Source organism: Exiguobacterium sp. AB2 (genome assembly GCF_000696055.1).
GTDB lineage: Bacteria > Bacillota > Bacilli > Exiguobacteriales > Exiguobacteriaceae > Exiguobacterium > Exiguobacterium alkaliphilum.
In genome coordinates this window covers 1-23,519 of the sequence record NZ_JNAA01000007.1, presented here as the reverse complement: position 1 = coordinate 23,519, position 23,519 = coordinate 1, and the positions used below count along the sequence as shown (strand labels likewise).

Annotated in this window: 29 protein-coding genes; 18 read left to right on the top strand and 11 right to left on the bottom strand. The window is 52.9% G+C overall.

Annotated elements, in window-relative coordinates; genetic code table 11:
* Window positions 1-19: 19 nt before the first annotated feature.
* Window positions 20-517 carry a hypothetical protein gene (locus tag DI14_RS00785; protein WP_034803960.1) on the bottom strand — a complete coding sequence of 166 codons (498 nt, stop codon included), beginning with the start codon at window positions 515-517 and terminating at the stop codon, window positions 20-22.
* A gap of 155 nt (window positions 518-672) precedes the next feature.
* Here DI14_RS00785 and DI14_RS00780 point away from each other — a divergent pair, with 155 nt between their 5' ends.
* The 5 genes from DI14_RS00780 to hag all read left to right on the top strand — a co-directional run bounded on the left by DI14_RS00780 (window position 673) and on the right by hag (window position 4,862).
* Window positions 673-1,158: a hypothetical protein gene (locus tag DI14_RS00780; protein ID WP_235193363.1), complete on the top strand. Its 486-nt coding sequence runs from the start codon at window positions 673-675 to the stop codon at window positions 1,156-1,158.
* 55 nt (window positions 1,159-1,213) lie between these two features.
* Window positions 1,214-2,041: a GNAT family N-acetyltransferase gene (locus DI14_RS00775; RefSeq protein WP_034803955.1), complete on the top strand. Its 828-nt coding sequence runs from the start codon at window positions 1,214-1,216 to the stop codon at window positions 2,039-2,041.
* 9 nt (window positions 2,042-2,050) lie between these two features.
* Window positions 2,051-2,374 (top strand): hypothetical protein, encoded by a 324-nt coding sequence (locus DI14_RS00770; protein ID WP_034803953.1) that lies wholly within the window; start codon window positions 2,051-2,053, stop codon window positions 2,372-2,374.
* Window positions 2,375-2,496: 122 nt separating this feature from the next.
* A complete protein-coding gene (locus DI14_RS00765; protein ID WP_152545846.1) occupies window positions 2,497-3,789 on the top strand; it encodes a methyl-accepting chemotaxis protein in 1,293 nt (430 codons plus the stop codon).
* A 233-nt stretch (window positions 3,790-4,022) separates the two neighbouring features.
* The gene (gene hag / locus DI14_RS00760; protein ID WP_034803952.1) at window positions 4,023-4,862 is read left to right on the top strand and encodes a flagellin Hag; all 840 of its coding nucleotides are present in this window, start codon (window positions 4,023-4,025) and stop codon (window positions 4,860-4,862) included.
* 57 nt (window positions 4,863-4,919) lie between these two features.
* Here hag and DI14_RS14945 read toward each other — a convergent pair whose 3' ends face one another.
* A complete protein-coding gene (locus DI14_RS14945) occupies window positions 4,920-5,792 on the bottom strand; it encodes a hypothetical protein (RefSeq protein ID WP_051622487.1) in 873 nt (290 codons plus the stop codon).
* Between the two features lie 174 nt (window positions 5,793-5,966).
* Here DI14_RS14945 and DI14_RS00750 point away from each other — a divergent pair, with 174 nt between their 5' ends.
* Genes DI14_RS00750 through DI14_RS00735 form a run of 4 tightly spaced genes read left to right on the top strand, consistent with a single transcriptional unit; the run spans window position 5,967 to window position 8,748 of the window.
* Complete coding sequence (locus DI14_RS00750; protein WP_034803950.1) at window positions 5,967-6,323, top strand: flagellar protein FlaG; 357 nt, start codon at window positions 5,967-5,969, stop codon at window positions 6,321-6,323.
* A 12-nt stretch (window positions 6,324-6,335) separates the two neighbouring features.
* A complete protein-coding gene (gene fliD, locus DI14_RS00745) occupies window positions 6,336-8,009 on the top strand; it encodes a flagellar filament capping protein FliD (RefSeq protein WP_034803948.1) in 1,674 nt (557 codons plus the stop codon).
* A gap of 14 nt (window positions 8,010-8,023) precedes the next feature.
* Complete coding sequence (gene fliS, locus DI14_RS00740) at window positions 8,024-8,398, top strand: flagellar export chaperone FliS (RefSeq protein ID WP_034803946.1); 375 nt, start codon at window positions 8,024-8,026, stop codon at window positions 8,396-8,398.
* Window positions 8,395-8,748: a flagellar protein FliT gene (locus DI14_RS00735; RefSeq protein ID WP_029595022.1), complete on the top strand. Its 354-nt coding sequence runs from the start codon at window positions 8,395-8,397 to the stop codon at window positions 8,746-8,748. The genes fliS and DI14_RS00735 overlap by 4 nt, the downstream gene beginning before the upstream one ends.
* Before the next feature lie 35 nt (window positions 8,749-8,783).
* Here DI14_RS00735 and DI14_RS14940 read toward each other — a convergent pair whose 3' ends face one another.
* Window positions 8,784-9,161: a DUF3021 family protein gene (locus tag DI14_RS14940; RefSeq protein WP_051622486.1), complete on the bottom strand. Its 378-nt coding sequence runs from the start codon at window positions 9,159-9,161 to the stop codon at window positions 8,784-8,786.
* Between the two features lie 190 nt (window positions 9,162-9,351).
* Here DI14_RS14940 and DI14_RS00725 point away from each other — a divergent pair, with 190 nt between their 5' ends.
* Window positions 9,352-9,537 carry a hypothetical protein gene (locus tag DI14_RS00725; protein ID WP_034803944.1) on the top strand — a complete coding sequence of 62 codons (186 nt, stop codon included), beginning with the start codon at window positions 9,352-9,354 and terminating at the stop codon, window positions 9,535-9,537.
* Window positions 9,538-9,685: 148 nt separating this feature from the next.
* Entirely contained in the window at window positions 9,686-10,315 is a 630-nt protein-coding gene (locus DI14_RS00720) for a hypothetical protein (protein ID WP_034803941.1), read from the top strand.
* A 31-nt stretch (window positions 10,316-10,346) separates the two neighbouring features.
* Here the strand turns inward: DI14_RS00720 and DI14_RS00715 are convergent, their stop codons facing one another.
* From DI14_RS00715 to DI14_RS00680, 8 genes are all read right to left on the bottom strand, one after another.
* Window positions 10,347-10,847, bottom strand: coding sequence for a DUF1572 family protein (locus DI14_RS00715; protein WP_034803939.1), 501 nt, complete (start codon window positions 10,845-10,847; stop codon window positions 10,347-10,349).
* 282 nt (window positions 10,848-11,129) lie between these two features.
* Entirely contained in the window at window positions 11,130-11,795 is a 666-nt protein-coding gene (locus tag DI14_RS00710) for a DUF2225 domain-containing protein (RefSeq protein WP_034803936.1), read from the bottom strand.
* An 8-nt stretch (window positions 11,796-11,803) separates the two neighbouring features.
* Entirely contained in the window at window positions 11,804-12,247 is a 444-nt protein-coding gene (locus DI14_RS00705) for a YaaR family protein (RefSeq protein WP_029334571.1), read from the bottom strand.
* Between the two features lie 21 nt (window positions 12,248-12,268).
* Window positions 12,269-13,093, bottom strand: a complete 825-nt coding sequence (locus DI14_RS00700; RefSeq protein WP_034803933.1) for a flagellin — start codon at window positions 13,091-13,093, stop codon at window positions 12,269-12,271.
* Window positions 13,077-13,457 carry a flagellar protein FliS gene (locus DI14_RS00695; protein ID WP_034803930.1) on the bottom strand — a complete coding sequence of 127 codons (381 nt, stop codon included), beginning with the start codon at window positions 13,455-13,457 and terminating at the stop codon, window positions 13,077-13,079. The genes DI14_RS00700 and DI14_RS00695 overlap by 17 nt, the downstream gene beginning before the upstream one ends.
* Window positions 13,457-13,744: an EscU/YscU/HrcU family type III secretion system export apparatus switch protein gene (locus DI14_RS00690; RefSeq protein ID WP_034803928.1), complete on the bottom strand. Its 288-nt coding sequence runs from the start codon at window positions 13,742-13,744 to the stop codon at window positions 13,457-13,459. The genes DI14_RS00695 and DI14_RS00690 overlap by 1 nt, the downstream gene beginning before the upstream one ends.
* 9 nt (window positions 13,745-13,753) lie before the next feature.
* Entirely contained in the window at window positions 13,754-15,433 is a 1,680-nt protein-coding gene (locus DI14_RS00685; protein ID WP_235193362.1) for a hypothetical protein, read from the bottom strand.
* A 92-nt stretch (window positions 15,434-15,525) separates the two neighbouring features.
* Window positions 15,526-16,032: a competence protein ComK gene (locus DI14_RS00680; protein ID WP_235193361.1), complete on the bottom strand. Its 507-nt coding sequence runs from the start codon at window positions 16,030-16,032 to the stop codon at window positions 15,526-15,528.
* A 259-nt stretch (window positions 16,033-16,291) separates the two neighbouring features.
* Between DI14_RS00680 and cspD the strand changes: the two genes are divergently transcribed.
* From cspD to DI14_RS00645, 7 genes are all read left to right on the top strand, one after another.
* Window positions 16,292-16,489, top strand: a complete 198-nt coding sequence (cspD, locus tag DI14_RS00675; RefSeq protein WP_024370455.1) for a cold-shock protein CspD — start codon at window positions 16,292-16,294, stop codon at window positions 16,487-16,489.
* A gap of 313 nt (window positions 16,490-16,802) precedes the next feature.
* Entirely contained in the window at window positions 16,803-17,363 is a 561-nt protein-coding gene (hpf, locus tag DI14_RS00670; RefSeq protein WP_034803921.1) for a ribosome hibernation-promoting factor, HPF/YfiA family, read from the top strand.
* Window positions 17,364-17,502: 139 nt separating this feature from the next.
* Window positions 17,503-20,025, top strand: coding sequence for a preprotein translocase subunit SecA (gene secA, locus DI14_RS00665; protein ID WP_034803920.1), 2,523 nt, complete (start codon window positions 17,503-17,505; stop codon window positions 20,023-20,025).
* Window positions 20,026-20,079: 54 nt separating this feature from the next.
* Window positions 20,080-21,180, top strand: coding sequence for a peptide chain release factor 2 (gene prfB, locus DI14_RS00660; protein WP_034803918.1), 1,101 nt, complete (start codon window positions 20,080-20,082; stop codon window positions 21,178-21,180).
* A gap of 61 nt (window positions 21,181-21,241) precedes the next feature.
* Complete coding sequence (locus DI14_RS00655; RefSeq protein WP_034803916.1) at window positions 21,242-22,099, top strand: YitT family protein; 858 nt, start codon at window positions 21,242-21,244, stop codon at window positions 22,097-22,099.
* A gap of 108 nt (window positions 22,100-22,207) precedes the next feature.
* Window positions 22,208-22,540 (top strand): cytochrome c551, encoded by a 333-nt coding sequence (gene cccB, locus DI14_RS00650; protein ID WP_034803914.1) that lies wholly within the window; start codon window positions 22,208-22,210, stop codon window positions 22,538-22,540.
* Window positions 22,541-22,829: 289 nt separating this feature from the next.
* The coding region (locus DI14_RS00645) for a transposase (protein WP_034803911.1) at window positions 22,830-23,519 on the top strand (690 nt) is incomplete at its 3' end.

Genomic DNA, 23,519 nt, shown 5'->3' with positions numbered 1-23,519 from the left:
GCGGACGTGGGTTTGCCAGTTATGATTTTGTGAGGCTGCCTTTGACTTTGGCGTAGAAATCGTCCATCATACCCGTACGGCTTCCGAGCTGGCAGACGAGTTCGAGCGTCTCTTTATAGAACTTCTTGACGAGCCCTTTGTTTTTGATGGCTGGCATCGACGCGAGCGTCTTGTCTAGGTTCTGTAAGATTTCTTCGATTTGCGCGTCCGAGTCCGGCTTCACGATCGTCATGTTTTCCGGGATCTTGACGAGCTTATCCTGCTCCTGATGACGGAACGAGGCGCCGAAGCCGAGGTTCTCGATGAAGAGGTGCGGCATCGCCTTTTGGCCGAAGAACTGTTTATGCCAGTCCGTCGCTTTCATCGTGTCCATGTCCTGCTTGAACGTGGACGCCGTCGAGACGTACTGTTTGAACAGGTCGGTCATGAACTTCTCGATGACCGGGATTTGAAGGGCGAAGACGTTTTTTAAGAGCGCGTCGAGCTGCGCCCGTGACAATTGGGATTCGTTAGACATGTCGGTTCCTCTTTTCTATAATGCGATACTTTTATCGTATGGGATTGGGGAACGTGCGTCAACGCATCCCGAAACATTTTTTCAGAATATTTAATGATTTGCCTGCATTTTGTGCGATAATCGTCTCATGGCAGACTATAGAGGAGTGGATCAACATGAACAAAACATTGAAGTGGGCCGTCGCGCTCGGCGTGACCGGGGCCCTTGTCGCAACGGTCGGGGTCGTCTCGTCCCGGGGACGGACCGATGACACGTCGCAGACGATTCGCGACCGTGCCCTCGGTTATGAGATCATTCTCCCGTCGAAGATTGCCGCGGCAATCGAGCGCGGAGACGTCTATATCGAGAAGTCGCAAGACGTGACCGATATCGGCGACAAGGCGAGCTACGGCACGTTCGACCTCTACTACAATCTTGAGGGCGGCGACGACCAGTTGTTGTTCCACTTGGACCTCGTCGACCGCGAGTTGTCAGAAGAGGCGTTCGCGGAGGAAGTCGGCTACGGCAACTACCTCGGTGCGAGCGACAAGACGTTCTTCTGGGTCGAACCGACCGAAGCCGTGCCGGGTGCCGAGGCGCACACGGACGAGATCACGGAGCTCCTCGAGACGCTCCCGGAGCTCGAGTTCCGCACGTTATGAGTCCGCCCGCTTCGGCGGGCTTTTTGTTGTGCTACAATAAAGGCGAGGTGATGGTATGAACTATACAGTAGAAGAAGTAAGACAACCAGAAGACGTGAGAACGCTCGAAGAAGCGGTCAACACGTTTGACGGAATCGACGTCAAAGTCGGCCATGAGGCGGTCGGACAGAACGACTACGCGGTTTACGCGGACGATTTGCTCGTCGGGTATTTGATGTTGTTCCCGTATCTCGAGAACGAATATGAAGTGAACGCGCTCGTCCATCCGGATTACCGGAAGCAAGGTGTGTTCAAGGCGCTTTTGGAGACCGCGAAGCGGGACGCGAAAGCGAACGGATGCGAGGCGTTCACGTTCGTCATCGACCGGAAGTCAAAGTCCGGCAAGGCGGTCGTCGACCACCTTGGTGCGGCGTATCGGTTCTCCGAGTACAACCTCGTCTTGAAGAAGGCGGAACTGTTCTTGAAGCCGAACGAGGTGTCGCTCCGCGAGGCGACGGACGCCGACCGTCCGCTCATCATCGAGACGCTATCTGAGGCGTTCGGTGACCCGATTGATGTGACGGAAAACATCTATCGGCAAATCGACACGCCGGACCGCGTGACGTATATTGGTGAAGTCGAAGGGCGTCCGGTCGGCGTCATCCGCGCGCTCCTCTCAGGCGACGACGCGGGAAGCATCCACGCGTTCGGTGTCCGGGCGAGCGAGCAGGGCAAAGGCTACGGCTCAAAGATGTTGAAGCAGATGGTCCAGCAGCTGTTCCGTATGGGCCGGACGAAGCTCGAACTCGACGTCGAGACGGAGAATAAGGCCGCGCTCGAGATTTACAAGCGGGCCGGTTTCGCGGAGAATGGCGGATATGAGTTTTACCTATTAGAACTGTGAGGTGACAGCATGGTCAGAAATTTGAAATGGCTCGGGGCGGCGTTTGAGGCGTTCCTCGGGATCCCAATCCTCGGCGGTCTGTTCATCATCAGCATGGGCTACTCACCACTTGGATTCATGCTCGCGTTCCACATCGTCGTGCTCATCTTGTCGCTCACCCGGCTGAACCGATTGTCGTTCGGTCCGATCGTCGGCATCACGGCGTCAGTGCTCGGCTTTATCCCGATCGTCGGAATGATGCTCCACTGGGCGGCGGCGATCGCGCTCACGATCGATGCGCTCACGACGACGCGTGAACGGTCGCGTGTGACAAAAGACACCGCCCCGTTTTGAAAGGACGCTCTCCATGTGGAGGGCGTTTTTTCATTGACCAAACGTTCAACTGAAAACGCTATACAAAAGCTTCCAACGAGACGATATAGAAGGTGATGAATTACACAGAGGAGGAACTCATAGTGAAGATTTTCAAAAACTTTACGACCCAGCTGCTCGCGTGGATTTTGGTCACATCCATCGTGACGGGCGGTTCGGTCGGGTACATCACGCTTCTATTGCTAACGGAGCTCGAGATGGAAAAAGGTCAGGTCATGCTCGTCGGGACGGCCGTGTCGCTTCTCATTTCAACTATCGGCAGTATCGTCATCTACTTGATTGCGCGCCGTCCGCTCAAAGCGATCGAGTCGGCGTCGGATAAGGCGGTCCAAGTCGGTAACGGTGACTTGACGGTCGAATTTGCGAACGAGTCGACGAACGACCGCTCGGAGATGGGGCGTCTGCTCCTGTCGATGGACAACATGGTCGGACACTTGCGGGAGCAAGGAACGAACATGCGCTATACGGCGGACCAATTGACGGGTTCGGCGCAAGAAATCGCGGCGGCCGTCCAAGAAGGGAACGTCGCCGGCGAGAACATCCGCCAAGCGATGGACGCATTGAACAAGATGCTCGAAGACAACGTCAACGCGACGTACAGCTCGATGGACTTGCTCGGGGCCGTCGCCCGGACGATGGAGAACATCCGTCAAGAGATGGGATCGGCTCTAAATTCAGCGAGTGAGATGCAACAAGAGGCCGAGAGCGGCAAAGGCCTCGCCTCGTCGTCGGTCGATGCGATGCATGCGATTGCGGGAAAAGTCGAACAGTCATCGACGCTCAACAGCAAGTTGACGGAGATGACAGGCGAAATCTCGCGCATCACGGACGTCATCAGCGACATCTCGGCTCAGACGAACTTGCTCGCCTTGAACGCGTCGATTGAAGCGGCTCGGGCTGGCGAACATGGACGCGGCTTCGCGGTCGTCGCCGCCGAGGTCAAGAAACTCGCCGAACAGACAGCTAACTCGACGCAAGAGATCACGGATTTGATTGTTGACGTCAAACGTTTGGTTGGCGACACGTCGTCTTCGATGGCGAACGTGAAAGCGGAAGTGGAGACGGGCGTCGGTCTCGTCGAGAAGGCGGGAGGCGCCTTCGCGTCGATCCACAACTCGGCGAACGAAGTGTACAGCCACGTCCATTCGGTCGATGCGCTCTTAGATGAGTCGCGTGGGCAGATTGACTCGGTCGTCACGAACTCGGCCGGCATCGTCGGCATGGTCGAAGAGGCGTCACGCTACGCGACGGAAGTCACGTCAGCGGCCAGCCAACAGGCAGCCAGTCTCGGTGAAGTGAACGGCGCGATGACGGAGCTCGTCCGTGTCGCGGAGAGTTTGCAGAATGAGACGGAGCAAGTGAAGGTGGAAATGTAAGGAGGAGCGGCCCAGTGATGGGTCGTTTTTCTATTCAAAACTAATAAACTACGGAAAATGAATAGAAAGTTGATAAAAACACTAAACAGATTTGATATGACTCCGATATAGAGTATGGAAACGCAAAAACGTTACCAACTAATACAAGGTGAGGGGCCGGCCTAAGCCTTGTATGCTCGGACAAATGGATTTGGAAGAGCGGAAAAAACTTAAACCTATGGAGGGAAATTACAATGATTATTAACCACAACCTTAACTCAATGAACGCACACCGTAACATGTCATTCAACACAGCACAAACTGGTAAAGCGATGGAGAAATTATCTTCAGGTCTTCGCATCAACCGTGCTGGTGATGACGCAGCTGGTCTTGCAATCTCTGAAAAAATGCGCGGACAAATTCGTGGTCTTGATATGGCTTCGAAAAACGCTCAAGATGGTATTTCAATGATCCAAACAGCTGAAGGCGCATTGAACGAGACACATTCAATCCTTCAACGTATGCGTGAACTTGCTGTACAGTCTGCTACAGACACAAATACAGATGCAGATCGCACTGAAATTCAGAAAGAAGTTACACAACTTGCAAAAGAAGTAACAAGAATTTCAGCTACTACAGAGTTTAACTCGCAAAAGTTACTTGATGGGTCAGATGCAGATGGTAAAGTATTCCAAATTGGTGCTAATGCTGGTCAGAGCTTGACTCTTGTTCTCGGTAACATGGATGCTGCAACTTTAGGTGTAGGTACGGGTGCTGGTGAAGCTACTGTCGGTATCGATGTATCGACACAAACATTAGCAAACACAGCGATTACCACAATCAATACTGCTATCGAAACGGTCTCAGGCGAACGTTCAAAACTTGGGGCTACTCAAAACCGCCTTGAGCACACAATCAACAACTTGAACACGTCAGCTGAAAACCTTCAAGCTGCAGAGTCACGTATCCGTGACGTAGACATGGCGAAAGAGATGATGAACTTCACGAAGAACAACATCCTTAACCAAGCTGCACAGGCTATGATGGCGCAATCGAATCAGCAACCGCAAGCAGTCCTTCAATTGCTTCGTTAATTAGTTCTATAACAAGCATTATGACTCCCACGACTCCCCAAGAGCCGTGGGAGTTTTTTAATTTACATACATAACCTCATCTTCTCTTAATCGATTTTTCTTGATGTCTTGCCACTTGTACACAACAGACCAATACGTTCTACCTAACGCATCTGCGATTTCTTGATCCGTCTGTCCACGTAATTTTGAAGTGACAATATACTCAATGTCTCTCTCAGTGTAATCATTTTTTGGTTTCGAGGAAATCACTACTTTATCAGGATTTTGTTTTTTCTCTAGTGAGAAGCGATAGTCCCAATCTAATTTCCAAGCCATCGAAGGAATTTCAGTGGCATATGGTTTTGTGAACTTAAGAAAATTGAGAGCCTCTTGGGTTTTCTGTATTCGGAGGATGTAGTTATGTCCATCATTTCGTCGGCTTAACACAAATTGGTGTCCAAACGTTTCGTAAATGAATTGGCTTAAATAATTTAGTTCAGACGGATGGAAAGCTTGGAGGTATAAAGCGATGTGTGGAGTCAAAATGATTTGATTCTTTTTAGAACGACTTGACCTTGTCAAACAAAGACTACCGTCATCAAGGTAGAGCGCTAATAAAAAGACCGGGTCGGTGCACTCTCGTAATAGGTGAAGCGGGACGCTTTTTTTGCCTCCGATGTACAATTGATTACGTAGCCAAGTGAACAATTCATCGTGTTTTGAAGTAAGCGATGCACTTGTACCATTATTATTTTTGATGATACTTGAGAAAATTCGAGGAGCGTGATTCAATTTCCACTCACGGTATTCCAATTGTTTGGCGGAAAAGTGTTCACCATATCGCAAATTCGCATTGGGATATTTTTTCTTATGAACGCTGATATGACCGTCTCCTAATAAAGTCCCCAATAGTAAACTTTTCTCATAAGTCGTTAACTCGTCCCACTTCAAAATTAACCCCTCCTGATAAGAATGTATGTTCGTATATAATATACCCATCTAGTTGCACTGTATCCTTTTGTTTCTACTTAAGATTAGACAAATTAGTGAACACGATATTATTGAAGATTACGAATCTGATGCCGATATAGATAATGAAGAAATCATAATGAGGTGTGATAGCTTATGAATCCAATAATCTCTGAAGTCCGGCTCCACTTACCTTCTTCTGTCTTGCCGTATGAACAAACGAAAAACGTGTTCGTTGAAGCGAATCAAAAAACACTCGCAGACGAAGGAATTGTCATTCTCCCGACGCCTCAACACGTCACGAAGTTAGAAATGGCAGTCGAAAAGGCGAATCTAATATTAGAACAACAACGTACCGGTTTAAAGTTTATGAAACATGAAAAATTGAACGACTATTATATTCAAATTGTTGATACGAACAACGAAGTTATCCGTGAGATACCAAGCAAGAAATCACTCGATTTCTTTGCGGCATTCATGGAATTCAACCAACTCTTCGATGAGCGTATATAAAGGGGGCTTATCATGACGACACCAATCCGATTTGGCGGACTTGCCAGTGGAATTGATACCGATACAATCATTAAACAATTAATGAAGGCTGAACGTATGCCAGTCGATAAGCTTGAACAAAAGAAACAAACGACTGAATGGAAGCGTGATGCTTATCGCGAGATTAACCGTTCACTCATGACACTTCGAAACAGTGCTGTCGATCTTATATTCAGTCGGAACTTCTATGCGAAAACGTCAAGCTCTTCTGATGAATCGAGAGTATCAGTCGTTGCGGGACCATCAAGTGGAAACACAGCGATTCGTATAGAATCAGTGAGTCAACTGGCAACAGCTGCTACTCAAATCGTTGAGCCGAAAGATAAAAATGGAGTTGCAGTGACGAAGACAACAAAAGTCGCTGATATGAACTTACAATCAACTACTCAAGAAGTAACACTATCGACGGGAACAAAAGAATGGACACTTTCTCCAAAACCAAGAGCAGGAGCAACAGTTGCTTTAAAAGACGGAACAAATACGCCTATTGATGCCTCAAGTTATACTTATGATGAATCGACTGGGAAAATAACGATGAATGATGGCTCGGACGTGCCGGCTGGCTTTAAGGCTAGTTACACATCTGGGTACCAGATTCAAATTCGTTCCGATGAAGGCGGGGACTTTCAGACAATCAAGGTAGCGGAAGACGCAACCATGGAGAACCTAGTTACCGCTTTGAATGGAAAAGAATCAGGTATTTCTGCATTTTTCGAACCGATTTCTGGCAAGCTATCAATCACTCAAAAGCAGACTGGTGAAAATGCAATCATTGAATTTGACGCAACAACGAAAGCTGCTTTTGGTATCGATGCTGCAGACCTTCCGAAAGCAGGAACAGATGCTAGCTTTATGGTGAATGGTATTGCGATGACGCAGAGCTCGAACACGGTCATGATTGATAATATGACAGTCACGTTAAAATCAGAGTTTGCGTCTGGCGCGGTAACACTCTCTGCTGCTACCGACACCCAAAAAGTTTTTGATAACATCAAAGGATTTGTCGATAAATATAATGAGACGATTGATCTCATGAATAAAAAAGTTCGTGAAGAACGTTTCCGTTCATTTGCTCCACTTACGCAAGCGCAACGTGACGAACTTTCTGATGATGAGATTAAGAAGTGGGAAGAAAAAGCAATGAGCGGCATGCTTCGTGGTGATACGATTGTTCGTAGTGCGATGGATACAATGCGTAGCAAGTGGTCAAGCACAACATCAAGTACGAATGAGACTGAAATGAGGCAACTATTCCAGATTGGTCTCTCGACCGGAGCGGACTTCACAAATGGTGGAAAAATCGAACTAAATGAAGAGAAACTCAAGGCAGCTATCGAAAAAGACCCAGACCAAGTTTATCAATTGTTCACGAACGCAGAAACTGGGCTACTCCCACAAATTCGTGATGCAGCAACTAACTCACGGTCATCGATTACTCGGATTGCTGGGGCTGACGGATCTGGAGCTCCCACATATTCGATGGGGCGCGAAATGACGCAAATTGATACACGGATCAAACGATTGAATGATTTGCTAGTCGACAAAGAAAATGCCTATTATCGTCGCTTCGCAGCGATGGAGACAGCAATGAACCAGGCGAACTCGCAAGCCGCTTCACTGCAACAGTTCTTAGGCAGCGGCATGTAAGAGGAGGAATTTAAATGGTAGCCAACCCATATGCAGCATATCAAAACAATGCGGTCACGACCGCGAACCCACAGGAACTCACGCTCATGCTGTATGACGGGGCGCTCAAGTTTATGCGCCTCGCCAAACTCGCCATCGAGCAAGGGAATCCAGATTTGAAGAATAAGAACATCCAAAAGACGCAAGCCATCTTTCAAGAGATGCGCTTGACGTTAAATAAAGATGTTGCCATCTCGGCGAACTTGGACTCGCTGTATGAGTACATGTGGCGTCGTCTCGTTGATGCGAACATCCAAAACGACACGACCATCCTCGACGAAGTGCTCGATTTCACGACCGAGCTCCGCGATACGTGGAAGGAAGCGATGAAACTCGCGAAGCAAGCATGAGACCCATCGATGAAATCATCTTCAAAACACAGCGGTTAAAAGATTTACTGGCGAAAGTGCCTGAGGAACCGACTTATGACACATGGATGGACCAAATCCATGAACTGCTAGACGACCGCGAGCAATTGCTCGCGGCGCACGGTCCGGACTTGAAGGACGCTGACCAGACGGTAATCCGTCAGCTCGTCGATGACAGTCAACAGATTGCCCGCTTAATCGAGGCCGAACATCAACGGCTTGGTATGACGCTCGGTACGGCGCGACAAGAACGCAAGACGGTCAAATCATATGTCGATCCATACGAAGATGTTGACTCGAATTTCTCAGGATTATTCGATCAACAGACATAAAACAGCTCGAAGGCGCGCCTTCGAGCTGTTTTCGTTCATGAAGCTTTGATTTGTCGTCGCATTTTCAAAAGCATTCTAGATAGCGTGAACAACACCAGCCCGCTCATATTAAACTTCATGTAAACCGACAAGGCATCTTGAAGCGATGTCACCGGCAGAAAATTACTGAATATGACGAGCGGCAAAATCGTCACATGCATCGTGACCCAATGAATCAAAATCTGTTTCCGGAACGACCACCATCTTACTTCATAGATGACACTCGCCAAACCGAGGAAGAACGCCATCCCGCCATAGACGAGCATATTATGTACACCTTCCATATATCCGTTCCGCCACTGATACGTCGCAAGCAATCCGAATAGCGCGAACCACTTCACGCCACGAACGAATCCTGTTTTCAATAAACTCATCCATCTCGTCCCCTCATCTATTCGTTGTCATTAGTTACGACTCGACTCCGAAAAAGTTTCATTTTATTTGGTAGGGATGCAAAGATACCTGATTTCGTTTACAATCGATCCATTACCATTTAAATCGGTAAAAAATCGGGTAAATACCACTGTAACCGTTGCTTCTTTTCTGGAAAGGGGAGGGAAACAGATGAGTGAGAAAAAAGTGAAACCTGAGTCAATGAAAAATCGTCGTTACTTCGTCTACGGTCCAGAAGGGGCGTACGATGAGTATGTGGAACGCGACCCGAAAATTGAGGCGTATGTCGAAGACGATGCGCCGCTCGAAGACGGTCCCGATCCGTATGAGGAAGAAGATCTCAAATCAAGAGGATAATATAGCCAAAGTCAAGGTTCTTTCAAAGGCCTTGGCTTTTATTTGTGTAGGTCGGCAACCCTATACGTTTTCTTACACCGGTCGGGCTAGACAATCCAGTATGCTCATCTTATCAACCACCACTCATACGAAAAGGGAGAGAATGAAGATGAACATGAAACGATACGGATTGTTGCTAGTCTTACCATTGACACTACTTGTAGGCTGCGGGGAAGCCGATGAACTGAAGACGACGGCGACCGACACAGAGGAAGTCGTCGAGGCCGAAACGACGGAAAAACCAACGGCAGACACAAAAGAAGAAGCAGAAGTGCAGGAGAGTGAACTTGGTTCAAACCAAATCTTCATGAAGAACAAAGCGCTCGACATCAAAGAGACAATCGGCTCCGTGAACTTCGCCATCGATAAAGTGCAGACGTCGCGACTCACGGTCAACGAGGCTTATCGCGACTCGTTTGACGGGCAAGAAGAAGTGACGGTCGTGGCGATGAATGTCATCGTCGAAAACACGGTTGAAGACACCATTAGTTTCCACCCGAACCAGGCGACGCTCGTGACGAACACGGGGGAGCAAGTATCAGCCGACTTATGGTTCTCAGATGACGTCGGCGGCGAGTTCCTCGGGAAAGTAAAGAAAGAAGGAAACGTCCTCTTCTTCGTCAAGGCAATGCCAGAAGACCTAGCGGACGTGAAAGTCGTCATCGACGGACCGTCGGACGCGAACTATGAGTCGATTGGGGAGTCTCGCTACGAATATACAATCAACGTCACTAAATAAGAGAACGCGCATCTTCGCGATGCGCATTCTCTTATTGTCGTTGATGCGGCAATGGGATCGTCAACACGTTCCAGTTATCCCCGGCGAATACTTTCGCGAGAAAGACGATTTGCCCAACGTGATAACTATAGTGCGACACTTGTTTCTCGATCGCCCAGATGACGCTCTTCTCCTCCCCACGAATGAAGACCGTCTTGCCGAGGTCTTCTGGCGTGAGGCTCGCCAATACATCGTCCAACAGCTGCCAGCGCGCGTCCCACGTCGCCATGAGCTCCTCGCGCGACGACAGCTGATCCTCGAACTCGGCGTCGCGGTCTCGGTCCGGTTTCTCGCCGTCTGTCGTCAAGAAGTCGGTCCATCTGGATTTCATATTATTCGAGATGTGTTGCATGATGACGGCGAGCGAGAGGGTGTCTTTCGCGAGCACACGATGCAGGTCTTCGTCGTTCACTTGATTCAAGGCGTCTTCGGCGAGCTGTTTCTGTTCCTGAAAAATCGAACGTACCGTTTCGATGTAGCGAGCTTCAAACATGAAATGACCTCCTTTGGATTCTCAATAAGCATACACCAATCTCAAAATGATAAAAAATAATAGTAAAATAGCGAAATCCAAATTATAATAAGCATGAACCGTGCAATACGCCACCGCGCGATCGGTTCTTAGGTGCCCTGTTTAGGTTTTAACGTGAGTCATGTCGCGTTTATCTCCTTTCGGTTTGGGGGTTCACCCGTGAAGAGAACCGACCGCGTTTGTCTGTGAGTGGATGAGCGCGGTTTTTTTTGTATGCGAAAAGGGAGAGCTGCGGCTCTCCCTTTAGGCGTGTTCCAATCGAAAATCTTCCCAATGGTCCCGGGCCTGGTTCCGGATCCGCTCCGACACTTCTTTGCTGCCGAGAAGGATCCCATACCAACGACGCGCTTCTTCATAAAATCCGAGCGCGGCCGAAAGGTCCGCAATCCGCAACATGAGCTGGTCATACGGGAGGCCGGTCCGGACTTGATCGGTATAGGTTTCTTGTACCTCGTTATATTTGTCGAGCGTCCGCTTCATCCATTCACGTTCCGCTTTCGCATCACCCGTCAACCGATACATCCAGACGAGGCGCATGCCGAGCATGGCGACGACGGACGGTTTCTGCCCGCTCAATTGGGCCGTCATGACGGCGAACTTATACAGCGTGATGACGTGCTCCGGCGTCCGGTCACCGGCCAAGACGTCGGCGTTCACGCGCGGGAAGTATTCGGTCTCGAGCGCCTCGCGGTTGTTCTTCCGCACCTTGTCGAACGAGTCGTGGAAGACGAGGTGGCAGTGGCCGCAGACGGCCGGTTCATACAAGTACGGGTTCTCGCCGTCATACGTCGTATAGCCGTCCTTCGCGACTTCTTGCGGGCGGATGTGGCGCGACAAGACGCGCGGCGTCGTGCTCTCTTTCAAACAGTACGGGCATTTCACTTTCTTTGAAAACAGATGTTCAGCCATAGGTCACCTCACACGTACACGTTGACGAGCAACCCGCGAATCTCACCGACCTGGTCAAGCAGCGACAGGCGAGACGCCTCGCCCGAGATGACCTGGTCCGTCAACGCGAGCAGCTTCTGGTCGACCTGTTCGACGATCTTATAGATCTTGGCCCGGCCGCGGCGGTTGAAGCCGCGCTTGTCCTCGAGACGGAGTGCCGCGTCAACGGCGTCTTTCATAAAGTCTTTAATCAGTTGTTTATATTCAGCGAGCGACTCGACCGTCTGACTCTCGGCGAGGAGCTCGCCTTGTTCGTGGATGGCCGCGATTTGGCGCTGGAAGCGCTCGTGCTCGCGGTCTTCTCGTTTCTGTCCGATGACGTTCGAGAATGAGACACCAGGCTCGACGTCCGGTTTCTTCGCCTTGCCGGCGCCGAGGAGCGACTGCGTCTCCATGATGCGACGAATGTCCATAAGGATCCGTCCTTCCTTAAGTTAGTTCAATAATTGTAACACGCCTTGCGGCAACGCGTTCGACTGGGCGATCATCGCCATGCCGGACTGGTTCAAGATGTTCAGGCGGGCGAAGTCCATCATCTCCCGCGCCATATCGGCGTCACGGATTCGTGACTCGGACGCCGTCAAGTTCTCCGAACCGATTGTGACGACGCTGATGTTCGCTTCTAACCGGTTCTGGATGGCACCGAGCTTCGAGCGCTCGAGCGAGACGGCGTTGATGGCAGCATCGAACTTGGTGATGGCCTCCCCGGCGTCGGATGCGGTCAACACACTGATGCCGTCAATCCCGAGGGCACCGGCGCGCATGTCGGCGACGTTCAAGATGACAGCCTCACCACTCCCGGCACCGACTTGGAAGAACAATTCTTTTGCGCCTTGCGTGTATTCGCCGTTCATAATCTTCTTCGAGTTGAATTCGGTCGTCTCGGCGATGCGCGTCACTTCTTCAGTGAGTGCGGTAATCTCTTCTTGAATCGCTTTCGCGTCGTCACCGCTGAGCGTCCCGTTTGATGCCTGCACCGATAGTTCACGCATACGCTGGAGGAGAGCGTGTGTCTCGTTCATTCCGCCTTCGAGCGTCTGCGTGAGCGAGATGCCGTCAAGGGTGTTACGTTCGGCCATCGACAACGAGTCGAGACGCATGCGCATTTTTTCTGAGATGGCGAGACCGGCCGCGTCATCAGACGCTTTATTGATGCGGACACCGCTTGAAAGTCGATCCATCGTCTTCTTCATCGTCGCTTGGTTCATCGAGAGCGACGTATAGGCTTTTAAGGCTTGAACGTTATTGGTAATTTTCATAGCGGTTTCCTCCTAACGGTTGCGGGGTTAGCTTGGCACGCTCCATTGCTTCGCTCCAAGTGTGGTCTAAATCTTTCGCAAGGTCACGTAATTCCTCGATTTTAGACAAATCTTGTTCAATCAACGCCTCGAGGCTCGACTTTGCCATATATAAGTAAATCTCATCGAGCTGGGCCGAGATGATGCCGCCGTTGTCGTGCAAACCTTGGTGCAGTTTCGCGAGCAGCTCGCGCGCCTGTCGGAGGTGGCGGTTTCGTTCGGCAATCGTCGTTGTCAATGCGTGTTCATAATGATATGTGAGGGCGTGAAGCATCGCTTGCGTCAGCTCTTCGGCGCTCATCTCATATAGTCGGTTCGGATTCATCATTGTTCTCCTTTAAGTGAGTCGAGTTCTTCAATCAACAACAGTACTTCAGCCATGACGTCATACAGCTCGGGCGGGATGGCGTCACCGAGGTCAAGGTCGAGCAGGTGGCCAAGGAGCGAGTGGTCATGCTCGATGGCGACACCGCGCGCTCTCGCCTCATCTAAAATTTTATCGGCGACGGCACCCGTCCCGCGGGCGACGATGACCGGTGCCCGGTCCGTCGACTCGTCGTAACGGACGACGGCGGCCGTCTTTCGTTTCGTCAAATCCATGCGTTGATACATGTCGGCCTCCTAAATCTTGAAGTCGTAACCGGTCGTCGGGGTTGTCACCGGCTCGGCTTCGACTTTCTCGGTCTTCGTCAGCGGTCTAAACTGCGTCGTGACGCTCTTATAGCCGATCGCCTCCAAAGTCGTCTCGATCTTTCCGAGGAGCGGACGGGCGAGCGTCTCGACACGCTTGTCATCGTGCTCGAGCGTCAGACGTAAATTACGGTCGATCGCCTCGAGTTTCACCGCAATCTCGCCGAGCCGTGGCGTTTCGAGCCGGATGTAGAGGACACTGTTTTCCCAGTCGACGACGTCACCGGCTTCCCGGTTTTGGATGTGGACGTGGATGCCTGTGTCAATCTCTTGCACTTTCGCCGGCAAGGCAAGCAGGAGCTGATGCAACTGGCCACCGTCGAGCCGGTTGAGCGTCTGTTGGACTTGGAAGAACGAGGCGAGACGCACCGCCTCTGGGTTCGTCGCATCCGCTTTGACAGAGAGACCAGACGCCTGGACACGCTGCGCCGTTTCTTGGATGACGCGGCCCGACAGCTGTTGGTCAAGCTTGAACGGCGGTATTTTCGCGATCTCGCCAGCGCGGCTCGCTTGATGCGGGATATATTCGAGTCGGACGTGGTTCGGCACGTAACGGAAGTCGTTCAACGCAGCGCGCACTTCTTTAATGAGTGCGGCACTCTCGGCCGGTTTCGTCGCAAGCAGGCCTAGCGCGACGTCAAGTTTCGCCGTCATCGACACGAGCGCCTTCTCTTGCGTCGCGTCCGTATGTAACAAGGCGTCGGTCTTCTGGATGAGCTGCGTCAACCGGGTCGATACCGTCTCGAGGGCGGGGCGGGCCGTGTGCGGACTCGTCTCGACGAGCGCGGCGACTTGGCCGAGCTGTTTCGTCACGGTCGCCTGTTCGTTCCGGAACGTGTTCGTCACCGTCGCGAGATGGTTCGTCACTTCCTTGACGACGACTTGTCGTCCGGATGGGAGCGTTACCGCATCAAACTGTGGTCGGTTCGTCGGAACGTGAAGCGACTCGACCGATTTTTGCGGGACCGGAACGTCACGGATGATGCGGTCGACCGTCTCCGGTGTCGGTGTGACGCGTTCGCTCACAGGACGGGATAAGTTAACGAGTTCGACGAAGCGTTCTTTTCGCGGATACGGTGCGTCCGGCGGCGGTGGCTTTAATTGCTCCCTCGCCTCAGAGAGGGTCGACGCAGCGATCATGTTTTTGACGTCTCGCGGGATGTCCGGGGTGTCGACCGTCTTCAATAGAAGAATCGCGTCGCGCAGGTCGCCTTTCATCGCCGTCTCGAGCAAGCGGACCGTGTCCGCGTTCATCGGCAGGCGCCCCGTCTGGAGCAGGCGGCTGACGGCGCTCCGCACTTCGGGCGGGAGCGCGGCGAGGAGCGTCTGAATCTTTGATTCGAGCTTCGCCGGCTGACTGGCCGGTTCCGCTTCTTCTTTTGCCGGGACGACCGTCGCGAGGAGCGTGCCGTCTTGGTCGGCGAGCGTCACGTGGAACGGGTTCGTCTTCGGCATGCCGTCCTTGAACGTGAGCTCGACTTCTTCGCCGTTGATTTTGACGATGGCCGTATCGGGGCCGGTCTGTTTGACGAGCTCGGCCTTATAAACCCGGTTCGTCTGGATGCCGGCGCTCGCTTGCACGAGGGCGAGCGATTGGGCTTGGATTTGCATAGTTGTCACCTCGACCAATATATCGACCTCTTTTTAAAAAAGTGAAGCAAATTAGATAAGAAAAAACCTCCCGTCACATGACGGAAGGCAGGTCAAGATTCGAGCACAGGGCTCATGTTCAGTTGTTGGAACCGGGCGACGAGTTCTCCCGTCGCTTTGATTTGATTCTTTAGGACGTACGCGGTCGCGTTCGTCTGAATCCGGCGGCCGTCTGTTGTGACAATCAGACCGTTCGGATTCCCTTCGACCGTGACGATTTCACGGACGTGGGACCAGGCGTACCATTCGCAGTCTTCCCGTTTTGGTGATTTCGTCGGGAAGAAGACGAGACCGCTCGTCGGTTCGATGACGACAGGTACTTTCCCTTTGACACCGGCGACGCGCTTGGCGATGAAGATCCGTTCCTCGATCGAGCTGTTGTATTGGCGGCAAGAAAGCTGCAGCAACTGATACGGCCTGAGCGGGGTCGAGATTTCCGTGCCATCTTCGAGAATGATTTGCGACTGCTTCATCATGTCGAAGCAAGGCAAAATCGCCACGGTTCGTTTCGTGATGCGATATTTTTCGTCGGAATAGTAGGGGCGCATATGCTGCACCATCCTCCTCATATTGGATTTTCAGGATCGGCTAAATGTTAGCGGCACAAACCTAAATCATCTCTTCCATGATATATCACAAAAAATGTAAACTCAACAAGACAATATGAAAAGTAGGGAAATATAATTCCAATGTAAGCCAAAAAGTAAATCGTTTGCAAAATATTGAGAAAGTGTTTGTCACGCCATCCATAAGGTGGTAAGATTACCGGTAGAGGGAAAGCCTCTGTATTCTTCAATGGTGAAAGGAATGGATTTACACATGGTAGGTAAAGTAAAATGGTTTAACTCAGAAAAAGGTTTTGGCTTCATCGAAGTTGAAGGCGGCAAAGACGTTTTCGTACACTTCTCAGCAATCCAAACTGACGGCTACAAATCACTTGACGAAGGTCAAGAGGTAGAGTTTGAAATCGTTGATGGCGAGCGTGGCCCACAAGCGGCTAACGTTGTAAAATTATAATTTCAAACGAAGCCGGCTCTCTCGTAGAGCCGGCTTTTTTGTTTTCCTCACATAACGTACAAACCTTAAAATACGCGTTTAAAAATCTGTCAAACGGGTACAAACCTTTTATACCAACCGACTTCGTGATGAGACGAATCATTCGGAACAAAATTGTCATTATTTTCTGATGATAACGTTTTCATAACGAACGAATTCGGGGTATACTAAATATGAGCCACCTGGTTCCACTTTCTTTTCAGAAATGAAGCAGGAGATTCCGTCACATGTGACGAATCATTGGGTCAAGCGGTTATTTTAAGGAGGAGTTCAGATGATTTATAACATTCGCGGCGAAAACATTGAAGTCACACCAGCCATCCAAGACTATGTCGAGAAGAAGCTGGAGAAGTTGACTCGGTATTTCACAACTCCTACGGATGCACAGACGGCTTACGTCAACTTGAAAGTGTACAATGAAAAGCAAAAAGTAGAAGTCACGATTCCGATGCCGAACTTGTTGCTTCGTGCTGAAGAGACGAACCTCGATATGTACGCGGCGATCGACCTTGTCGTCGACAAGTTGGAGCGTCAAATCCGTAAACACAAAACGAAACTCAACCGTAAAGGACGCGCCAAAGAAGGCGGGATCGGCGAGTACTTCAAAGCGCTCGAAGGCCCGGAAGACGTGGCAGTGTATGACGATGAAGAGTCAGAGCTCGAACTTGTGCGGACGAAGCGTTTCACGCTCAAGCCGATGGACACGGAAGAAGCGATCCTTCAGATGGATATGCTCGGCCACAGTTTCTTCGTCTTCTCAGACGCCGAGACGGGCAACACGAACGTCGTCTACCGTCGGAAAGACGGCAAATACGGCTTGATTGAACCAGAATAATCTTAACTCGACTATCACACGGCCTCCCTCGACGGGGGCCGTTTCGTTTTGCCTTTCCTTGAAAGCGCGGGTCACTTCGGTTAAACTGTACATTAGGGAAAAAACATGCATTTTATAGGAATGCTGAGGAGATATGAGTATGGCGAACTTTTTGAAAGATTTATTTGCTCCACAGAAACGGATATTGAAAAAAGCAGAGAAAGCGGCTGACCTCGTCGAGTCGTTTGCTGAACCGATCAAAGCGTTGTCTGACGAACAGTTGCAGGCGAAGTCTGAAGAGTTCCGCGGCCGTCTCGCGAAGGGCGAGACGCTCGACGACATCCTCCCGGAAGCGTTCGCGGTCTGCCGCGAGGCGTCGGAGCGCGTGCTCGGCATGCGTCACTACCGCGTCCAGCTCATCGGGGGATACGTGCTCCATAACGGTGACATCTCCGAGATGAAGACCGGGGAAGGGAAGACGCTCGTCGCGACGCTCCCAGTTTACTTGAACGCGCTCACGGGCCGCGGCGTCCACGTCGTCACGGTCAACGAATATTTGGCCCGTCGTGACAAAGAGTTGATGGAACCGCTCTACTTCGCGCTCGGCCTCTCGGTCGGCTTGAACGTCTCGAACATGGGACGCGAAGAGAAGCAGGCGGCATACAACTGCGACATCACGTACTCGACGAACAACGAACTCGGGTTCGACTATTTGCGCGACAACATGGTCCTCTACAAGGAAGACCGCGTCCAGCGCGAACTTTACTTCACAATCGTCGATGAAGTCGACTCGATTCTCGTCGATGAGGCGCGTACCCCGCTCATCATCTCGGGATCGGCCCAGAAGTCGACCGAGCTCTACACGCGCGCCGATGCGTTCGTCCGCACACTGAAAGTCGAGGACGACTACACGGTCGACGTGAAGACGAAATCGGTCCTCCTCACGGACAAAGGGGTCGACCTCGCCGAGAAGTTCTTCGGCATCGACAACTTGTTCGCGATTGACCACGTCTCGGTCAACCACCACGTCGGCCTCGCCCTCCGTGCGAACGCGGTCATGCACCACGACGTCGACTATATGATCCGTGACGGCCAAGTCATGATCATCGACCAGTTCACGGGCCGGGTCATGGACGGACGCCGCTACTCGGAAGGGTTGCATCAGGCGATCGAGGCGAAAGAAGGCGTCGAGATTCAACGCGAATCAATGACGCTCGCGACGATCACGTACCAGAACTACTTCCGCATGTATGAGAAGCTCGCCGGGATGACCGGTACGGCGAAGACGGAGGAAGAAGAGTTCCGGAACATCTACAACATGCAGGTCGTGACGATCCCGACGAACAAACCGATTCTCCGTCAAGATAGCTCCGACCTCATCTTCAAGTCGATGGAAGGCAAGTTCAAGGCGGTCGTCGAAGAGATCACGGCAGCGCACGCGACAGGCCAACCGGTGCTCGTCGGGACGGTTGCGGTCGAGACGTCTGAATACTTGAGCAAGCTCCTCTCGAAGAAGAAGATCAAGCATGAAGTGTTGAACGCGAAGAACCACGCCCGCGAGGCCGAGATTATCGAGAACGCCGGTCAAAAAGGCGCGGTCACGATCGCGACGAACATGGCCGGACGCGGAACCGACATCAAGCTCGGCGAAGGCGTCATCGAGCTCGGCGGTCTCTACATCGTCGGCACCGAGCGTCACGAGTCACGCCGGATTGACAACCAGCTCCGCGGTCGGGCCGGCCGTCAAGGGGACCCGGGTAAATCCCAGTTCTACTTGTCGCTCGAAGACGAACTGATGCGCCGTTTCGGTACCGACAGCCTCCAGAGCATGATGGAGCGTCTCGGGATGGACGACACGCAACCGATCGAGAGCCGCATGGTCTCGAAAGCCGTCGAGTCGGCCCAAAAACGCGTCGAAGGAAACAACTACGACGCGCGGAAACAGCTCCTCGGTTACGATAACGTCATGGCCGACCAACGGAAGGTCATGTATAAGGACCGGGCCAGCATCCTCGAGAACGAGTCGGTGTCTGACATCGTCCGTTCGATGATGCAAGACACGGTCGAGGCCGGCGTGGCGCAATATACGCCGCTCGAGCTCGTGCCGGAAGAATGGAACATCGACGAGCTCGCGCACTGGGCGAACCAGACGCTCGCGCTCGAGAACTCGGTCGAAGGGAAAGACTTCTTCGGCAAGGAACGCGAAGAGATCACGGAGCTTCTCCTCGAGCGCACGAACGCGCAGTACGAGGCGAAACGTCAACTCGCGCCGCCAGAGCGGTTCAACGAGTTCGAGAAGATCATCGTCCTCCGTGCCGTCGACTCGCACTGGATGTCGCACATCGACCATATGGACCAACTCCGCCAAGGGATTCACTTGCGCGCTTACGGTCAGAACGACCCGCTCCGCGAGTATCAGGCGGAAGGGATCAACATGTTCGACGCGATGAACGCGGCCATCTCGGAAGAAGTGACCGGATTCGTCCTTCGCGCCGAGGTCGGCGACAACCTCCGTCGTGAGAAAGTCGTCGAAGAAGAAGTGGCCGTCTCTGGCAAGGACGACGCTCCGGTGAAGAAGAAGCCGGTCCGTCGCACCGAAGACCAACGTCTTGGCCGCAACGACCCGTGCTGGTGCGGATCGGGCAAGAAGTTCAAGAACTGCCACGGTAAACAACAAGCTTGATTTTTTAAGAGGCGAGCCTGCTCGCCTCTTTCCTACGGAAAGGTGATACACACTATGGAAATTTCAGATATTCGGAACGAACTCGAGGCGATGGCCAAACGCCTCGACAACTATAAGGCTTCCCTCAACTTGACGGAGAAGCAGGCACGTATCGCCGAGCTCGAGAACGAGATGACGTACCCGGACTTCTGGGACAGCCAAGAGAAGGCGCAAAAAGTCATCGACGAATCGAACGGCTTGAAAGCGATGGTCGACAAATATCAGGCGCTCGCCGACGGACATGAGGACGGCGAAGTGACGCTCGAACTCATCAAGGAAGAGCCGGACGCCGAGATGCAACAAGAGCTCGCCGAGATGGTGACGGAGCTGAAAGGTCAATTCGACGAGTTTGAGCTCGAGATCCTCTTGAACGGGCCATATGACGCGAACAACGCCATCCTCGAGCTTCACCCGGGAGCCGGCGGGACCGAGTCGCAAGACTGGGCATCGATGCTCCTTCGCATGTATCAGCGTTTCGCCGACAAGCAGGGTTGGAAAGTCGAGACGGTCGACTACCTTCCGGGCGAGGAGGCCGGCGTCAAGTCGGTCACGCTCCGCATCGTCGGGCACAACGCCTACGGGTACTTGAAAGCGGAGAAAGGGATTCACCGTTTGGTGCGCATCTCGCCGTTCGACTCTTCAGGCCGCCGTCACACGTCGTTCGTCTCATGTGACATCATGCCGGAGTTCGATGACGACATCGAAGTCGACGTGAAGACCGAAGACCTCCGCATCGACACGTACCGCGCGTCAGGCGCCGGCGGTCAGCACATCAACACGACCGACTCGGCTGTCCGGATCACGCACGTGCCGACGGGTGTCGTCGTCTCGTGTCAGACCGAGCGCTCACAGATCAAGAACCGTGAGTCGGCGATGAAGATGCTCAAGGCGAAACTTTATCAACGCGAGCTCGACGAGCAGCAACGTAAGCTCGACGAGATTCGCGGCGAGAAGACGGACATCGGCTGGGGTAGCCAAATCCGTTCGTACGTCTTCCACCCGTACGCGATGGTCAAAGACCACCGGACGAGCTATGAAGTCGGGAACACGGGCGGCGTCATGGATGGGGACATCATGGGCTTCATCGACGCGTACCTCCGTAAGACAAATATGTGATGCATGTGGCTCAAAGACCGATGTCTTTGGGCCACGTTGTATGTAGAGGAGAAAACCTTTAATGAAGCAAATCGTCAAAGACTACATGTATTTACTGACCGGGTCCGTCTTCGTCGCCTCGGCGTTCAGCTTGTTTCTACTCCCGAACAACCTCGCCTCGGGCGGCGTCAGCGGGATCTCGATCATCACGTACGAGCTGTTCGGCATCTCGCCGGGGGCGTTCCAGCTCGTGGCGAACGTGCTCCTCCTCGTCATCGGCTGGATGATCCTCGGGCTCGGCTTCGGCGTCAAGTCGCTCGTCGGCTCGATCTTCTTGCCGGGCGTGATCTTGTTCTATGAGTTGATTGACGCCGGTGCCGCAGTGAACGATACGTTGCTCGCGGCCGTGTTCGGCGGGGCGGGCGTCGGGATTGGCCTCGGCCTCATCTTCCGGGGGCGCGCCTCGACGGGCGGGATGGACTTGATCGCGCAGATCCTACATAAGTTCACGCACATCCCGCTCTATCTGTGTATCGCCATCCTCGACGGGGCGGTCGTCCTCGTCGCGGCGGTGACGTTCTCGTTCACGACGGGACTGTATGCGCTCATCGCGCTGTTCATCACGATCAAGATGATCGACTTCGTCCAGCTCGGCTTCACGCAAGACAAGATGGCGTACGTCATCTCGGAGAAGCGTGACGTCATCACGCGGGCCGTCTTCGACGAGCTCGACCGCGGGGCGACCGAGATTCAGGCGATTGGGGCCTACTCGCGACTCGACCGACCGATGCTCCTCGTCGTCGTCCGGCAGAACGAGGTGAGCCGGTTGAAGGAGATCATCCGTCGCATCGACCCCGACGCGTTCCTCGTCTTCAGCGAGGCGCACGAGGTAATGGGGCAAGGGTTCACGTCGGACAAACGCTACATCAACGTGCCGTAAGATGTGTAATCTTTGTGTACTTTTCATGAGATTAGGTTAGGAAGCGCTTCAGAACGGCTATAATGGTAATTGTAGGTTATTTCTACAACTTAGGAGGGGAACCCTATTATGAAGAAGTGGATGATGGCCATCGGCCTCGGCGCCATGCTCACGCTCGGTGCGTGCGGTGGCGGCGATGAGGAAGACACGTCAGGCAACGATTCGGGGACGACGACAGGCTCAATCGACGCGGAAGCGGTATACGCGCAAAACTGTGCGGCTTGTCACGGCGCGAACTTAGAAGGGATGAGCGGTCCGGCTTTGACAGACGTCGGGGCACGCTTGTCGGCTGAAGACATCGAAGGAATCATTCGAAACGGGAAAGGCGCGATGCCTGCGAACGTTATCCAAGATGACGACGAGATCGCAGCCGTTGCGGCTTGGCTCGCTGAGAAGAAATAATACGGAGACCACGGGGCGACGAGGGCACTGGAAAACTTCAAATGATTTTGAACAGAGGAGCGTCGTCCCGTGAGGGATGGCGCTCCTCTGTTTTCATCGCCCTTTAGCCGCCCTGTCCGGCACGCCGCTTTCCTGGGGGCGGGCGTCGAGCCGCATCGCGACGGTGTCGCTGCTGGGTCTCGCCTTGCCCGCTGATTCCCCGGGAGTCGGCGTGCCCTCGGGCGGCGCTGTACGCGCCCGGCATTCCGGACTATACTGGCAGTAACCAACCAACTTGGAGGCGATCCCGATGATGCCCGACCTGCCGAACATGCCGCCGAGCCCGTATGCGGCCCTCTATGATCTGTTGATCCCGGCCGATGACGAGCTGCGGCTCATCCACGACCTCGTCCCGTTCGATTTCATCACCGAGTTGCTCGAGGACACGTATTGCCACGACAACGGTCGGATGGCCGTCCATCCTGTCCGGATGTTCAAATATCTGTTCCTGAAGGCGCACTCGAACCTATCGGACGTCGACCTCGTCAGACGGGCGAAGACCGACCTCGCCTACAAATATTTTCTGGATTTGGCGCCGGAGGATGACGTCATCAACCCCTCCTCGCTCACGAAGTTCCGCCGTCAGCGTATGGACGACGACGAGCTGCTCGACAAATTGATCGGGCACACGGTCGAGGTCGCGAAAGGGATGGGGCTGCTCAAGGGACGGACATTGATCGTCGACGCGACCCATTCCCGAGCCCGATACGGGCAGAAGCCGATTGGGAAGGCGATCATCGAGGAGGCGAAGGGACTCCGTCATGCGTGCTACAAAGAAACCAAGAACGCGAAGGGGCGCTTTCCGGAGAAGGTGGACGAGTCGGACATCGACCAGCTCCTCTCGTATGCGCTCGCCGTCGCCGAGACCGTCGAGAGCAAGATGCCCGAGCTTATGGCGCGCGAGCACATCCGTGACCGGATGAACCGTGTCCGCGAGTTC

What these genes read in the sequence shown, in the direction of transcription:
- DI14_RS00785 (WP_034803960.1), bottom strand. Translation starts at nt 517, where the DNA reads ATGTCTAACGAATCCCAATTGTCACGGGCGCAGCTCGACGCGCTCTTA.
- DI14_RS00780 (WP_235193363.1), top strand. Translation starts at nt 673, where the DNA reads ATGAACAAAACATTGAAGTGGGCCGTCGCGCTCGGCGTGACCGGGGCC.
- DI14_RS00775 (WP_034803955.1), top strand. Translation starts at nt 1,214, where the DNA reads ATGAACTATACAGTAGAAGAAGTAAGACAACCAGAAGACGTGAGAACG.
- DI14_RS00770 (WP_034803953.1), top strand. Translation starts at nt 2,051, where the DNA reads ATGGTCAGAAATTTGAAATGGCTCGGGGCGGCGTTTGAGGCGTTCCTC.
- hag (WP_034803952.1), top strand. Translation starts at nt 4,023, where the DNA reads ATGATTATTAACCACAACCTTAACTCAATGAACGCACACCGTAACATG.
- DI14_RS00750 (WP_034803950.1), top strand. Translation starts at nt 5,967, where the DNA reads ATGAATCCAATAATCTCTGAAGTCCGGCTCCACTTACCTTCTTCTGTC.
- fliD (WP_034803948.1), top strand. Translation starts at nt 6,336, where the DNA reads ATGACGACACCAATCCGATTTGGCGGACTTGCCAGTGGAATTGATACC.
- fliS (WP_034803946.1), top strand. Translation starts at nt 8,024, where the DNA reads ATGGTAGCCAACCCATATGCAGCATATCAAAACAATGCGGTCACGACC.
- DI14_RS00735 (WP_029595022.1), top strand. Translation starts at nt 8,395, where the DNA reads ATGAGACCCATCGATGAAATCATCTTCAAAACACAGCGGTTAAAAGAT.
- DI14_RS14940 (WP_051622486.1), bottom strand. Translation starts at nt 9,161, where the DNA reads ATGAGTTTATTGAAAACAGGATTCGTTCGTGGCGTGAAGTGGTTCGCG.
- DI14_RS00725 (WP_034803944.1), top strand. Translation starts at nt 9,352, where the DNA reads ATGAGTGAGAAAAAAGTGAAACCTGAGTCAATGAAAAATCGTCGTTAC.
- DI14_RS00720 (WP_034803941.1), top strand. Translation starts at nt 9,686, where the DNA reads ATGAACATGAAACGATACGGATTGTTGCTAGTCTTACCATTGACACTA.
- DI14_RS00715 (WP_034803939.1), bottom strand. Translation starts at nt 10,847, where the DNA reads ATGTTTGAAGCTCGCTACATCGAAACGGTACGTTCGATTTTTCAGGAA.
- DI14_RS00710 (WP_034803936.1), bottom strand. Translation starts at nt 11,795, where the DNA reads ATGGCTGAACATCTGTTTTCAAAGAAAGTGAAATGCCCGTACTGTTTG.
- DI14_RS00705 (WP_029334571.1), bottom strand. Translation starts at nt 12,247, where the DNA reads ATGGACATTCGTCGCATCATGGAGACGCAGTCGCTCCTCGGCGCCGGC.
- DI14_RS00700 (WP_034803933.1), bottom strand. Translation starts at nt 13,093, where the DNA reads ATGAAAATTACCAATAACGTTCAAGCCTTAAAAGCCTATACGTCGCTC.
- DI14_RS00695 (WP_034803930.1), bottom strand. Translation starts at nt 13,457, where the DNA reads ATGAATCCGAACCGACTATATGAGATGAGCGCCGAAGAGCTGACGCAA.
- DI14_RS00690 (WP_034803928.1), bottom strand. Translation starts at nt 13,744, where the DNA reads ATGTATCAACGCATGGATTTGACGAAACGAAAGACGGCCGCCGTCGTC.
- DI14_RS00685 (WP_235193362.1), bottom strand. Translation starts at nt 15,433, where the DNA reads ATGCAAATCCAAGCCCAATCGCTCGCCCTCGTGCAAGCGAGCGCCGGC.
- DI14_RS00680 (WP_235193361.1), bottom strand. Translation starts at nt 16,032, where the DNA reads ATGGTGCAGCATATGCGCCCCTACTATTCCGACGAAAAATATCGCATC.
- cspD (WP_024370455.1), top strand. Translation starts at nt 16,292, where the DNA reads ATGGTAGGTAAAGTAAAATGGTTTAACTCAGAAAAAGGTTTTGGCTTC.
- hpf (WP_034803921.1), top strand. Translation starts at nt 16,803, where the DNA reads ATGATTTATAACATTCGCGGCGAAAACATTGAAGTCACACCAGCCATC.
- secA (WP_034803920.1), top strand. Translation starts at nt 17,503, where the DNA reads ATGGCGAACTTTTTGAAAGATTTATTTGCTCCACAGAAACGGATATTG.
- prfB (WP_034803918.1), top strand. Translation starts at nt 20,080, where the DNA reads ATGGAAATTTCAGATATTCGGAACGAACTCGAGGCGATGGCCAAACGC.
- DI14_RS00655 (WP_034803916.1), top strand. Translation starts at nt 21,242, where the DNA reads ATGAAGCAAATCGTCAAAGACTACATGTATTTACTGACCGGGTCCGTC.
- cccB (WP_034803914.1), top strand. Translation starts at nt 22,208, where the DNA reads ATGAAGAAGTGGATGATGGCCATCGGCCTCGGCGCCATGCTCACGCTC.